The 12,968-nt window shown below is 66.5% G+C and carries 10 protein-coding genes and 1 pseudogene; 1 reads left to right on the top strand and 10 read right to left on the bottom strand.

The window, feature by feature from the left end; translation table 11 throughout:
* From BN3385_RS28485 to BN3385_RS02145, 4 genes and pseudogenes are all read right to left on the bottom strand, one after another.
* Positions 1 to 2,089 (bottom strand): annotated as a pseudogene (locus BN3385_RS28485) (hypothetical protein); the annotation flags it as partial.
* Positions 2,090 to 2,145: 56 nt separating this feature from the next.
* The gene (locus BN3385_RS02150; RefSeq protein ID WP_059014635.1) at positions 2,146 to 2,976 is read right to left on the bottom strand and encodes a PrsW family glutamic-type intramembrane protease; all 831 of its coding nucleotides are present in this window, start codon (positions 2,974 to 2,976) and stop codon (positions 2,146 to 2,148) included.
* A gap of 25 nt (positions 2,977 to 3,001) precedes the next feature.
* Positions 3,002 to 3,157, bottom strand: coding sequence for a hypothetical protein (locus tag BN3385_RS28480; RefSeq protein ID WP_197415104.1), 156 nt, complete (start codon positions 3,155 to 3,157; stop codon positions 3,002 to 3,004).
* On the bottom strand, positions 3,157 to 3,792 hold the full coding sequence (locus BN3385_RS02145) for a class E sortase (protein ID WP_059014633.1): 636 nt from the start codon (positions 3,790 to 3,792) through the stop codon (positions 3,157 to 3,159). The genes BN3385_RS28480 and BN3385_RS02145 overlap by 1 nt, the downstream gene beginning before the upstream one ends.
* A gap of 137 nt (positions 3,793 to 3,929) precedes the next feature.
* On the opposite strand from BN3385_RS02145, the gene BN3385_RS02140 reads away from it, so the two are divergent.
* Positions 3,930 to 4,694 carry a bestrophin-like domain gene (locus tag BN3385_RS02140; protein WP_059014631.1) on the top strand — a complete coding sequence of 255 codons (765 nt, stop codon included), beginning with the start codon at positions 3,930 to 3,932 and terminating at the stop codon, positions 4,692 to 4,694.
* A gap of 112 nt (positions 4,695 to 4,806) precedes the next feature.
* Here the strand turns inward: BN3385_RS02140 and BN3385_RS02135 are convergent, their stop codons facing one another.
* The 6 genes from BN3385_RS02135 to dnaB form a co-directional block, all read right to left on the bottom strand.
* Positions 4,807 to 5,202: a LysR family transcriptional regulator gene (locus BN3385_RS02135; RefSeq protein ID WP_059014629.1), complete on the bottom strand. Its 396-nt coding sequence runs from the start codon at positions 5,200 to 5,202 to the stop codon at positions 4,807 to 4,809.
* The gene (locus BN3385_RS02130; protein ID WP_059014627.1) at positions 5,199 to 7,337 is read right to left on the bottom strand and encodes a TniQ family protein; all 2,139 of its coding nucleotides are present in this window, start codon (positions 7,335 to 7,337) and stop codon (positions 5,199 to 5,201) included. Before BN3385_RS02130 ends, BN3385_RS02135 begins: the two co-directional genes overlap by 4 nt.
* Positions 7,334 to 8,521 carry a TniB family NTP-binding protein gene (locus BN3385_RS02125; RefSeq protein WP_059014625.1) on the bottom strand — a complete coding sequence of 396 codons (1,188 nt, stop codon included), beginning with the start codon at positions 8,519 to 8,521 and terminating at the stop codon, positions 7,334 to 7,336. Before BN3385_RS02125 ends, BN3385_RS02130 begins: the two co-directional genes overlap by 4 nt.
* Positions 8,521 to 10,638: a TnsB C-terminal domain-containing protein gene (locus BN3385_RS02120; RefSeq protein WP_059014623.1), complete on the bottom strand. Its 2,118-nt coding sequence runs from the start codon at positions 10,636 to 10,638 to the stop codon at positions 8,521 to 8,523. Before BN3385_RS02120 ends, BN3385_RS02125 begins: the two co-directional genes overlap by 1 nt.
* Positions 10,628 to 11,284 (bottom strand): TnsA-like heteromeric transposase endonuclease subunit, encoded by a 657-nt coding sequence (locus BN3385_RS02115; RefSeq protein WP_082690359.1) that lies wholly within the window; start codon positions 11,282 to 11,284, stop codon positions 10,628 to 10,630. The genes BN3385_RS02120 and BN3385_RS02115 overlap by 11 nt, the downstream gene beginning before the upstream one ends.
* A 219-nt stretch (positions 11,285 to 11,503) precedes the next feature.
* On the bottom strand, positions 11,504 to 12,883 hold the full coding sequence (dnaB, locus tag BN3385_RS02110; protein ID WP_059014620.1) for a replicative DNA helicase: 1,380 nt from the start codon (positions 12,881 to 12,883) through the stop codon (positions 11,504 to 11,506).
* Positions 12,884 to 12,968 lie beyond the last annotated feature (85 nt).

Raw genomic sequence — 12,968 nt, 5'->3', positions numbered from 1 at the left:
TCGGCGGCACCACCTGCGGAGTCTCCTGACCGGTCAACCCCGGCGGCGGCAACGTCGGGGTCTCCCCGGTGTAGCTCGGCGGCACCACCTGCGGAGTCTCCTGACCCGTCACCGTCGGCGGCACCACCTGCGGAGTCTCCTGACCCGTCAACGTCGGCGGCACCACCTGCGGAGTCTCCTGACCGGTCAACCCCGGCGGCGGCAACGTCGGGGTCTCCCCGGTGTAGCTCGGCGGCACCACCATTGGGGTCGCTTGTGGGGTCGCCTGCGGTATCGCACCGGGCACCTGATGGGGCGCCAGTTGCGGGGTCAACCCCTCCGGGCTTGGGGTCGCCACCTGCTGCGGTGCCGGCGCGAGCCGCCCATTCGGGTCGATGCCGTAGTACCCCACATGCCCGGGAGCCGAGATGGGCACGAAGCCAGAGTCGGACGGGAGGACTTCGTCGGGCAGCTTTCGGTACACCAACTGGCCCTGATAGACCGAAAACCGGCCGAGGTGAAGGCTGTCCGGCAGCGAACCCTGAGGGAAAACTTGGAGGATGGCGTCAGGTTCCACCGTGCCGCTGGGGAGAATCCCCCACCCGGGTAGCTGAGACGCAGCCCCCGTCAACGCTCCATCGGGTCCGAGGACCTCGGGGAGGAAACCGGACGATGGTGGCGGCGGGGGGGCCGGGGCGTTGTGCTGAGGTACCACCTGCGGATCGGGTTGGGTCGGCGTTGACGCCTTGGCAGCCTCGGCAGCCCCCAGCACCTGATGCGGTGTTCGTGTCGGGGTGTCGGCAGGCGCCTTTGGCTTCTGAGCGCTATCCGTGCCTTCGTAACCGGGGTTATCCGCGCCCGCCCCGGTACCTGAATGCGACGTCCCGTGTGTGGTAGTGGCTGAGACGAAGGGTGTCGGGCTTTTTTGGGTGCTGGCCGCGCCCTTCTTCGAGTCGCTGGATTTCGAAACCGAGCCGGGTGTCGCGGAGCTCTTGTGGTGGGTGCTCGTATCGGCCTTCGAGGAGTCGTTGAGTTTCGCACCCTTCGTGCTCGACGGAGCCGATGTCTGTGCCGTAGGGGTTGACGCCTTCGGCTTGGAGGTCTTGTGCGCGGACGCCTGACTAGTCGAGGTGTTCTTCGCAGTCGAATCGGCATCCTTGGCGTCACCGGTTTTTGTGCCCTTGTCCGAGCCGCCGATGTCGGCGCGGTACGTCCGGGCCTGCTGGGTGATCGACTTGGTCAGGTGGCCCAGCATGGCGCTGGCGGGGGTGACCGCAGCTGCGGCACTGCTCGTCGCGACCAGGCCGAGCCCGAGAAGGGCCGCCTTCTGCTCCTTGGACACGCTCTCGCGCCTCAACTGCAGCCCGTCGAAGATCACCATGACATCGCAGGCGGCATCGTTAATCAGGGACACCGCGGCGCGTGGATCGCCCTCATTGAGCCGTGGGCGTGCGCCGAGCAGGCCAGACCGCGCAGGGATCTCCAGCACGCCGATGATGACGCCGACCGCGGAACCGGATTGCGCGATCACCAGGTTGCTCGGGCTTGGATCCGTCACCTCCGTCCACGAGACGCCGGCTTCGGCCGCGAGTTGCTGAGCGTGGTTGAACACGTTGGTGCGGGGTCCTCGGACCCGTCCGGGTGGTGTGACTAGGACGATCTCGCGGCCCAGGTGGTTGGCGATGCCCAGAGCGAACAACGGTTCGTAGCCAGATGTGTCACCGCTGTCGGTGACGGTGAACACCCTTCCTGTTCTCGTGTCGTGTTCCCCGAGTACGACCAGAGCGACCGCTGGGAGGCCGTGGTCGACCGCGCTCGCCGCGGCACGCGCCGCTTCGCGCACAAGTTTCTCGGCCTTGGCCGGCCTTCCGGTGACCACGACGATCGCGCTGGCTTGCGCCGCGGTCCGAATCGCCGACTCGATGTCGGCTCGACCTTCCTCGACGGCCACTGGGACGCCGAGTTCGCGCAGTCGTTCTACGGTCTTGCTGCGGCGTCGTTCTCCGACCACGATCACCTCGGAGGCGTACTCCGCGACGCGACCTAGGCCGCCGTCGGAGATCGTTCCCTCATCGAGCAGGACAACCTTGATGCGATCCGGAACGGACATCGGACTACTCCCCTCAGCAAAGCTGTGGCCGAACCCCCGGCTGGCCCGCCGGCGGCCTACTTCAACCTGACGTTACCTTCGATCCGATTCAGTCGTCTACGCCGGGTCAGATCCGATCGCGAGCGGTTCCAACAGACCAGCGCCATTACAGCCGCGGGGATCTGCTTGGCCACAATGCCTCCAATGCCCCAACCGTCCAACAAGGGCGAATCGATCAATGCGTGAAGGCCTAAGGCGAACATCAGCAAAGCCGTACAGATACCGATTCGGCGCGCGAGAGCGGTTTCCGGCCCGCTGAGCAGATAGCCGATTCCAGCCCCGACGATCGCCGTAAGTCCGGCATGGGTGATCAAGCCAGTGAGGAAACCCCGGACCAGCAGGTCGGACCACAGCGGATCGAGCGAGCCATCGGCCTTGGCGATCTCCGCGACGGAATAGGCCATCCCTTCGGCCGCATTGAACCCAACCCCAACAACCGCGCCCAGCACCATCCCCGAAAACGGATTCCGCAGTTCAGGCCGGGCTAGACACAGAAGCAACACACCAGCAGCTTTAAGGGTCTCCTCGGGGAGCGGCGCAGCCAACGCCGATGTCCAGGCCTCGCCCGACGACCCCAAAATACTGCCGACCACGTCGCGAATGGCCGGGGCAATCAGCTGCGCGATCGCCGCCGCCCCCAATGCACCCCATAGCGCCGCCGATACGACGGCCGAGGTACGCGGTCGAGCGTCCCCCGCCAGTTTCACCACGATGGCGGTCAGCAGCGCGGCGTAGCAGATCCAGCTGAGCAGCGCCGCACTCGCCGACGCGAACCCGATGGCCGATCCAAGCAGTCTGATCCCGAGCCAGACACCTGATACGGCGCAGAGCGCAGTCAGTGCCCACAACGCGGGCGACCGAAACGGCGGCGGGCTAGCCAACAGAGACGTCTTGGCCGGGAACGAACTGGCTCGCCCACGGAAAGATCACCGTGAACAACAACACCATCACCAGTGCGACGAGCACGATTGCGATCAGGATGCGGACGGGGGTTGGTCCGGGCAGCAATGCCCACAATGCCGCGTACATCAGTGCTCCTCGATCAATGTGCCGACCACGATCAACCGTTTAAACCGAACCCCGTACTTGGGATCACATGTCGTCAACGTCATCAGCCTCTTTGTCGCCGCTCCGTGCGGTTGCCCGGGGACCGCGGCGATGACCCCCACATCGGTGGGCTCGGTGAGAAATGACCGGTCGACCCGGTAGGTCCATTGACTCTCACCGAAAGAGAACACCACCACGTCGCCGGGTTTCAGCCGATCCAGATTCTCGAACGGCGCGGCATGACCAGCACGATGGCCAGCCACTGCAAAGTTGCCCACCTCCCCGGGGCCGGCGGTGCCGGGATAGTGCCCGGGGCCGAGAGCCAGCTGAGGCAGGTCGACGCCCTCGACCACCACCCAACTCCAATCCTCGCCCAAGGCGGGACTCTCGATCCGAAGATAGGGCTTTCCGACCGCCGGGATGGCGGGTGGAGGATCGATGTGTGCAGCCGGTACGGCCACTGTCGATGCATTGCGGTCGAGTTCGGCGCGAAGACCACGCTGGGCGCCGGCGGTCTCAAGGCCCGTCCACCACAGCAAGTACACAACGAAGAGCGCCAAGATCACTCCGAGAGTGATGGCGATTTCGCCGGTCCAGCGCAACGCGGAACGCCACATTGAGCTCGTCACCTTCGATCGGGATGCGCCGCGCGAGACATGCCCGGCAGTATGCCGCTTGCCGCAGGGGGACTGCAGCACAATCCTCCCATGGAGATCACCGGGTGCTCACGTGGTGCGGGTTCGGGCGGCGGCCAATGGCCGTAACGCACTACCCCTTGCTCGTCTTTGGGCTCGCGGCCGTCACGTTGGGTGCGTCCGCGTGGGCCGGCATGTCGCTGCTGGGCCGATGGCATGCCCTCGACGAGGATCTCCGGCCGGACCATTCCGTCGTCGTGGCGGCCACCTTGACCCTGCTGGCGCTGATCATCGGATTCAGCTTTTCGATGGCTGTCAGCCGTTACGACCAGCGGAAGAACGACGAAGAAGCGGAAGCTAATGCCATCGGTACGGCATTCGTGAGGGCTGACCTTCTTCCAGCCGACGACGCAACCAAAATGCGCTCCCTACTCGCCGAGTATCTCGACGAACGGATCCTTTCCTACACAACTAGCGATGAGTCACAGTTGCCACGCATCGATGCACAGACGGCACAGCTGCAGGCCAGCCTCTGGTCGACGGTTCAGGTTCCTGCGAACGCAAACCCCAACCCCGTCATCGCTCTGGCGGTGTCGGGTATCAACGATGTCCTGAACTCACAGGGATACACCCAAGCCGCCAACCGCAATCGAATCCCCATAGCGGATTGGGTCTTCTTGGGGACCATCGCGATCTGTGCCAACGTCCTGGTCGGCTGGGGGGTTCACCGCCGGAAGGGCGCAGGACGACTGCTGGTTGTCCTGCCACTGATCTCCGCGCTGTCCTTTCTGCTCATCGCCGAGATCGACTCCCCACGCCACGGCTTCATCAAAGTCCAACCTCAGAATCTCATCAGCCTCGAACAGTCGATTCATCCGAAGTGAGTTTCCGATGCGGTCCCGGTGGTCATCTCTGCGCTGCGGCGCCGAAGCTGCGATCGGGATTGCAGTGCTCCTGAGATATCGGCGCGTTGCGGCGCCCTGCCCCGATAATCCCTTACCCCGTCGAGGTCAGCACTGGTTCGGTCCACCTGTGCCAGGCGCGCAGGACGCGCCGGCCCAACGGTGTGGTGGTCATGGGGTGGTCGCGTTGGGCTCGGGTGAGGAGCGGGCCGCCGAGATCGGCTGCGAGCCGGTTGATTTGGCATTGCAGGACGCCTTGGTGAAGCTTCATGGCGGCGGCGGCTTTCGTGACGGTGGGGTACTGGCTGGCCACGGCGAAGCGAGCGAGGCGTTCGGCTCCTCCGATCCCGGCCAGGGCCGGCCGCAGCAGCGGTGGCGCACTGCGGGCTGCCTTGCCGGCTGTCAGGGTGGCGGTGTGGCTGGGGCCGCCGCGGCTGCGCAGCGGAATCTGGTGGTGGTGGGCCCAGCGGGCCATGTTCGCCGTGCTCATTCCTCTTTCGGCGGCGAGTTCTGGAAGGGTCCGCTGGTGGTCGACGTATTGGGTGTAGAGCCAGTCGCGGTCGACTGCGGCCAGGACGGGTTTGCGTTGCGGGGGTCGCAGTGTGATGCCGCAACTGCGTGCCAAAGCGGCGACGATTTGCCGGCTGGTGCTGTAGCGGCTCGCGATCTGCCGCAGCGACATCCGCTGGTGTTGGTAGAGGTTGCGCAACTCCGGGGCGGGCCACGGCGGACGGCCGGGGCGGGATGCACCGTCAGGGCGTAGCGGACGGCATCAGCGGTGGTGTTGAGGTGTTCGGCGACGGCGGTCAGTGACTGTCCGTGGCGGATCATGCGATGGATCGCCGCCAACGAAAGACGGTCGGGGTCGGCGCCGGGCAGGTTCAGGTCGGCGACCAACTCCAGTGGGGGCTGCCAGGTGAGTGGTTCGTCGATGCCGTTGGCGTACAGGAAGGTTGCGGCGTAGTCGTCGAGGGCGGTGCGCAGGGCCGGGGTGAGCAGGACCGGGTAGCGGAAGCAGGCCGAGCGGAATTGGTTGGTGTCGCGCAGCCAGGGCGCTTGGTCGAGTGGGTTACCGCTGATCGTGGTGTAGAGCTGACACCGCATGAGCCGCAGCCGTTCGCTACCTCCTGGTCGGATGTCGAGGTTGGTGCAGATCGCGGTCCAGGTGTTCTGGGGCAGCAGGGCGGTGTAGTCCAGGGATCGGCGACGCTGGTAGTCGATCGGGACGTCGTGATGGTGCAGGTGCTCGGCGAGGCGGATCAGCGCGGCGCGGGTGTCGGGCCAGTAGCCGTGCTGCGCGAGGGCTCGCAGATGGTGAGTGGTGGTGCGCCACGGCGCGGCCGAGCCGAGTACCTGGTGGGCGTCGGGGGCCTTGATGCGGCTGTTGACCATCAGCAGCGCCGCCGACAGCGAGGCCGCCAGGCGAGCCGGGTCCAATTGGGGCGGGCGCAGGCGCACCGCCCAAGGGGCCCACAGGGTTGCGGGGAGCCGGGACGCCAGTGCCTTGCTCGCCGCGGTGTCCAGTTCCGGCAGAGCCGGGCGCGGGGTGCCGATGCGGTAGCGCAGCTGGGTCAGCGGGGTCAGCCGGGGCGCGCGGGCTCTCAGGCGCAGCGCGGTCACCGCTGCGCTGGTGCCGCGCGCCCATCCGGCACTCGGCCAGTCCAGGGAAGCGCCGTTTTGTTGGGTGAGGTTTTCCAGCCGCGTCAGTCTGGCTGCGGCGTCATCGGGGTTGTCCTCGCCGAGCACGGCCACCGCTGCGGTGAGAGCGACCGCGGTGAGAATGGCCAGGGGTCGCGCCGCCGGTCGGCCCAGCGTGAGTGTGGCCCGGTAGGCAGTGTGCAGGTCGGCCGGGATGAGCTCGGCCAGGCCCGCGGCGACGGCCGGTGACAGCGCTCGAGCACCCAACGCGCGCAGGTCGGTGAGGAAGTCGGTGGTAGGGGCGGTGTGATCGCGGTAAACACCGAATGATGCGGCGCCGTCGTCGATGGCGGTGTCGATGAGTAGTTGGGCGCGCAGGGTGGGGTGCTCGGTGTGAAGTGGGAGGGTCGTTGCGGCACGCAGATCGGCGCCGCAGCGCCGGGCGAGCCGTCCGGCTCCGTCGGGGGCTCTGTGCCCGCACAGTCCCGGGGCGGCAGTGAGTTCGCCGGGGAACACCCGGTCGCGCTGGGCTTTGCCGCAGTCCGGGCAGGCGTCGGCCAGCAGGCACCGATGGGCCTGGCAGGCGAAGCTGTAGCCCAGTCGCCAGCGCAGCTGCCAGCGGCCGTGATCGTCGTCGAGGCAATGGGGGCAGAACCGCGAGTAGCGGGGGCGTGAGCGTGGAAACCTCACTCCCAAAGACACGACCTCGCCGGCGGCGCCGTAGCGGGCCAGGGTCATTGCGTGTACCTGCGGGACGCTGATGCCGGTTGCGGCGCTGATCGCCTCGGCGGCGCCGGCGGGTAATCCCGTCGTGTGTGTGGCGCGGGCGGCGTGGGCGGCGGGGCGGTCCAGGCCGACGGCGGCCAGGATGTCGCCGTGGGTCGTGCGTAACCGATGGCTGAGGTATTCCAGCCACGAGTCGAGTGCCTCTCCGGGAAGTGGTGGCACGCGGATCGGCAGGGTGCGCGGTGTCGTCCCCGGGTTCATCGCGTCGCCTCCGGTGAACGGCGGCCAGCACCCCGGGATCGGCCTGCCGACGATCGCGCAGGTCGGCGGGCCGCGACTGTGGTGGTCAGGGTGCGGCTGGTGAACGCGGCGTCGAACTCGGCTCGGCGGCACTCTGATCCGGTGTCGATCGTGACGGCGTCGAGTAGTTCGCGATCGAGGTACTCGCGCCCCGTGCGCACGGCCCGAAGGCAGCCGCGGTTGATCAGTGTCATTAAGGATCCGATGTGGCCGCTGCTGCGGGCGAACAGGTAGTCCGTCAGGTCGGTAGCCAGCATGCCGGGCCGCTTGTCGATGAGCACGACGCGTTGTTCGAGGGTCAGCAAGAGTTGGTGCCACTGGCGGCGTTGACGATCGGTCGCGACACCGAACGGGGCCATGGTCAGCTTGGTGGTGCGCCGCGCGGTCTGGGCGATCGCCCGGTCGGTGTGGGGTTGACCGTCGAAGAACAGCCCTCGTTTGTCCAGGTCGACCCCGACGTAGATCAAGGTGACGGGGAATTCGTTGGCGATGTATTTGAAGTGGTTGCTGATCTCCACGCCGGCGGTGTTGCGCCAGCGCAGAAAGTGCAGGTCGTCGATGACGAGCAGTTTGGTGTGGCAGCTCAGCACGCAATCGAGAGCGCGGTAGGCGTAGTCGGAGGTGCTTCCGTTGGCCTTGCCGGGGTGGGCGTAGAAGGCGAGCATGGCCTTGTTGAAGGCGACCATGCCGGTATTGCCGGTCAGCCCGACCCGGCACACCGGCCAGCGTTCATCACTGCCGGCGGTGAATTCGCCGTGGGCGCGGATTTCGCGGAGGTGGAACTTCTTGGCGAAGTCCAGCACGGCGGTGGTTTTGCCCAGTCCGGGATAGGCGTCGATGGCCACCGCGCCTTTGGCTTTGTCGCCGTCTTGGTCGTTGCTGTCGACGATGTCCCACAGGTCGTCATGCAGTGCGGCCAGTTGCGGGGTCTTGATGGGTCCGATGTTGGCGTGCCACTTACGGCGACGGGCGTCGTAGTCCTCGCGAGCCTTCTCGCTCAACGTGTTCAACGCCCGACGGGTCAACAACTCCGGTTGCACTCGCGGCGCGGCGGTGACGAATTCCCGCCACCCCTCCTTGCGAGACAGGGTGAGGTTGTCCAACTGTGCAGGTGGGCGCGCCGGGGCGGCCTCACGGCGGGCCATCACGCGTCCACGAAGGCGCCGGCGTAGAAGTCATCATCGCCGTCATCATCGTCATCGTCGTCGCCGCCTTGCGGTGCTCGCCCGTCGGCGGCGTCCCCGGCTTCTTCGGCTTCGGCCTGGTCCTCCCCAGCGGTATCGGCTTGCCGCTCGTCGGGGTCGGGGGTGATGAGGGATTCCTGCCTCGCCAGGCGCAGTGCCATGCGCCGTTCTGCCAGGGTGGCGCCCAGACCGAGGTTCCAGCGCCGCAGCAGGTCGTCGATGGCCAGCCGGTCATCGGGGTAGCGGTACTTTTCGGCGGCCTTACGGCGGGCGAAGCGCAACGCGTCTTCGCTCAGCGCCATGTGCAGTGCGGGGGCGTGTTCCCAGATCAGGGTGTGCCAGCGGCGGGTCTGCGGGTCACGGAAGTAGGCGCGGGTGATGTCGTCGGGGTCGTAGTGAATCGGCCACCGGCCGCGGGCGCGTCCGGCATACGGGCTTTGCACGCCACGGTAGGGATCCAGCGCGGCCCCGTTGTAGCGGCGGCCGTCGAAGTCGACCCCGTAGTGCTGGATGCGCCGCCACCCGGTCTTGAGGAACTCATAGCCCAGGTCGGGGTCGCGGGGAGCCTCGATGTAGCCGGCGCGGGCGAGGCCGTGTTCGAACATCTGCGCCGGGGACATCCGAAGCTTCGGGATGTGCGGGTCGATGAGGCTGTCATGCGGGCGATGGTGATAGATCGCCGCGACCCATTGGCGGATCATGTCCTCCAGCTCGTCGAGGTAGAAGAACGCGTCGGCTTCGGGATCGGCGCCGCGGGAGTGCACGTCGGGGCCCTTGTAGCCCGGCAGGGCTTGCAGCAGGTCTTCGCGCAGGGTGCGGAAGAACCGCTCCACGGGCCCTTTGTCGCGGCCGGTCCGCAGCCGGGCAGGTTGGATGGAGATGCCCATCCGTCGGCACACGCTGGTCAGGTGATCGGAGATGTAGATCTTGCCGTGGTCGATGACCAGGGTTTCCGGGACGATCGCTGGACCCGACGCCCCGGCCGTCGGTCCTTCCATGGCGTTGCGGTCGACCATCACGGTGCGCGGAATGCCGTGTTCGGGCCACACCGCCTCACGCGGCCAGTCCGCGCCGGCCGGGCGGGGCCGGAAGCTCTGGTAGAGCACCGCGGCGACATCCACGGACTTCGTCGACACCGGTGTCAGCCGCAGCCCGGTGATACAGCGGGTGTACCAGTCCATCGCCACGGTCAGCTCGGCCTGAACCCACCGCAGCGTCAACGGGTCCAGCGCGAAGACATCCAGTCGGGTGGTGTCCATCAGCAGGTACTCCCCGGGCCGGGTCGGCCGAAGCTTGCCGTACACACCGTCCGGTCGGGATGCGATATCCCGGTTGCGTTTGGTGGACAGCCGGAACAGGGGGTAGCGGTTCTCCAACTGCGCCAGGATTCGGTACGCGGCGGTGCGACTGGGTAGCGCCACCACGTCCGCGCCGAACCGGGCAGCTACGCGGGCGTTGGTCCGTTTGATCACCATTGCCTGCGAGGGCCGGGACTGGTCGGTGTGCTCGACCATGACTTCCACCGCGGTCTGCACCCAGCGCTCATCCACGCGTCCTACCGGGCTCTGCCGGCTCACCGCGCTCCGCGCCAGGCCTGCCTCGCCGTAGGCGAGGTAGTCCGCCGCCCAGCTCTGCACCGTGCGCATCGAGACACCGAGTTCAGCGGCCTTCGCGGCGTAGCGAACCGTCAGCGGCAACGCCGGGTCATACCCGGTTCGAGGTTCGCCGGGCTGGGCGAATTCCGCTGTACCGCTGCGGTATCCGGTCAATACCTCCCGGATGTCGCCTGCGCGCTGCCGCACAGCGTCACGCTCCGATGCGCTCAGAGCCGACAAGACCACATCCGCCGGGTCCACCGGATCATCGGAGTTCGGACCCGGACCGTCCGGGTACACGCGCGCCCGGTGGCCGTCGAGCAACTCGCGAAGACTGATCCGCACGACCTCGCTGTGCCGGCCGTAGGCGCCCAGGACGACCTCGGTTCCCGCAGGGCCGGGGTGCAGTTCGGCGACTTCCCACAGCTGGCCGTCGTGGAGCACCCTGGTGCCCACCCCGATCCGAATTCCTTCAGCGGACATGACAGTTTCCTTTCACCAGAGGGCTGGCCTTACTCAACGGCGCACTTATGTCCACTCCCAGGGACTGGCGCCACACCAGGTGCAGCACCGCTGCCCGAACACGCCACGGCGGCTCGCCGAAGTCGCGGTCGAGAACCTGGCCCAGGGTCGTGTCCGAACTCGACTGTTGCTCAATCGCTTTCAGCAGACCCGGGTCGAATCTGTCAGGGTTGCGGAAGCCTGCCAGAAAGCGCACATTGTGCAGCACAACCTCGGGCCAGTCGCTGCACACCTCATAACGCCAACCGAGTGCTTCGACGAGCACGCGGGTCCAGTCCACAGTGAAGCGCACCGTGTCCACCTCAAGCCGGTGGCGCGGCTTCACATCGACCACGGTGGGGACGGTGTCGGTGAACAGCAGGAAGTCGGGCACGTGTCTGCGCATCCGCCGATTCACTCTGGCGCGCAACAGAAACGGCTGTGCGATCACATGGCGCACCGTGGCGTCGTAGTCGGCCAACAACAGCCGGGCCAGCTCCAGGCGCGACTCATAGATCACGTGGTCACGATTGGTCGCCGACCAGTACGTACCGGAATAATGCCGCTGACCATCACGCCAACGGAACGTCCGCCACGGCACCGCACGGCTCAGGAAATCCGTTGTCACGCATTCCCATAGGGTCGCAACCTCAGACAGGGTGTCCCCGTCCCGGATCTCCGCTACCGCGTGGGGGGAATCCACCAAGAGGCCGGCCATATCATCACGGTCACCCCAAACCGTGCAAATGCAACCGGTCGTCCCGATTTCGTTTCATAATTGAAGCGCGTATGAAACCAAAACTGGGATTATGAAGTCAAAATCGGGAACCTACAAGTTCGCCCGGCGCTACCGCGCCATGTTCGTGAACCGCGACAGATGCAGCTGATGAGCCACAGTCACTGTCCTCGTCGGTCCCGCACGGTGTTTGGCGATGATCAGGTCGGCTTCACCACCACGCGGGTCGTCACTTTCGAAGGCGTCGGGCCGGTGCAGCAAGATCACCAGGTCGGCGTCCTGCTCGATCGACCCGCTTTCGCGTAGATCAGCCAGCATCGGCTTCTTGTCGGTGCGCTGCTCGGGACCGCGGTTCAGCTGGCTCATCGCCACCACCGGAACTTCCAGCTCCTTCGCCAAAAGCTTGATCTGGCGCGAGAATTCGGAGACTTCCTGCTGGCGCGACTCGACCTTCTTGCCCGAGGTCATCAGCTGGAGGTAGTCGAGCACGATCAGTCGCAGACCGGCCTTCTGGTGCAGCCGGCGCGCCTTGGCCCGGATCTCCATCATCGTCAGGTTCGGCGAATCGTCGATGTACAGCGGCGCTTCGCTGATCTCGCTCATGCGCCGCGCCAACCGGGTCCAGTCGTCGTCACTCATCCGGCCCGACCGCATATCGGCGAGCTTGATCTTCGCCTCGGCGGACAGCAGCCGCATGACGATCTCGGACTTGCTCATTTCCAGCGAGAACACGATGCTCGGCATCCGGTTCTTGATGGAGCATGAGCGCATGAAATCCAGGCCGAGAGTCGATTTCCCCATACCGGGTCGCGCCGCCACCACGATCATCTGCCCGGGGTGCAACCCGTTGGTCAGCTCGTCGAGTTCGGTGAAGCCGGTCGGCACACCACGCGAGATGCCGCCCTGGGATGCGATGGCGTCGATCTCGTCCATCGTCGGCTGCAGCAGCTGCTCGAGCGGGACGAAGTCCTCGGAAGTCCGCCGCTCGGTGACGTCATAGATCTCGGCCTGGGCGCGGTCGACGATCTCGTCGACGTCGGCCCCTTCGGCCCCGGCGTAGCCGTACTGCACCACCCGGGTGCCGGCCTCCACCAGCCGGCGCAGCAGCGCCTTCTCCGCGACGATGCCCGCGTAATACCCGGCGTTGGCCGCCGTCGGCACCGTCGAGATCAGGGTGTGCAGATACGGCAGACCACCGATCCGGCGCAGCAGCCCGCGGCGATCCAGTTCGGCGCCGACAGTGACCGCATCAGCGGGCTCACCGCGGCCGTAGAGATCCAGGATCGCGTCGTAGACGTTCTGATGTGCGGGCCGGTAGAAGTCGCCCGGACGCAGCTTCTCAAGCACATCGGCGATGGCGTCCTTGCTGAGCAGCATGCCGCCCAGCACCGACTGTTCCGCGGCGAGATCCTGCGGTGGCTGCCTGCCGAAGTCCTCACTGGGCGGAGGTCCATCCATCCCAGGCTGACCGAGATCGTCAACGACCGCCATCGACTGCCCCCACCTCCTCCACCACGTGCGAACGCACGTTCGATCCGCTGTCCAGATTTGTACCCGGGGGCACCGACAAAGTCGG

The sequence above is a fragment of the Mycobacterium sp. M26 genome (genome assembly GCF_001494595.1).
GTDB lineage: Bacteria > Actinomycetota > Actinomycetes > Mycobacteriales > Mycobacteriaceae > Mycobacterium.
This window is presented reverse-complemented; position numbering and strand designations above follow the sequence as displayed.

Coding starts and splice junctions, on each gene's coding strand:
- BN3385_RS28480 (WP_197415104.1), bottom strand. CDS start 3,157: ATGTACGCGGCATTGTGGGCATTGCTGCCCGGACCAACCCCCGTCCGC.
- BN3385_RS02145 (WP_059014633.1), bottom strand. CDS start 3,792: ATGTGGCGTTCCGCGTTGCGCTGGACCGGCGAAATCGCCATCACTCTC.
- BN3385_RS02140 (WP_059014631.1), top strand. CDS start 3,930: ATGGCCGTAACGCACTACCCCTTGCTCGTCTTTGGGCTCGCGGCCGTC.
- BN3385_RS02135 (WP_059014629.1), bottom strand. CDS start 5,202: ATGAGCACGGCGAACATGGCCCGCTGGGCCCACCACCACCAGATTCCG.
- BN3385_RS02130 (WP_059014627.1), bottom strand. CDS start 7,337: ATGAACCCGGGGACGACACCGCGCACCCTGCCGATCCGCGTGCCACCA.
- BN3385_RS02125 (WP_059014625.1), bottom strand. CDS start 8,521: ATGGCCCGCCGTGAGGCCGCCCCGGCGCGCCCACCTGCACAGTTGGAC.
- BN3385_RS02120 (WP_059014623.1), bottom strand. CDS start 10,638: ATGTCCGCTGAAGGAATTCGGATCGGGGTGGGCACCAGGGTGCTCCAC.
- dnaB (WP_059014620.1), bottom strand. CDS start 12,883: ATGGCGGTCGTTGACGATCTCGGTCAGCCTGGGATGGATGGACCTCCG.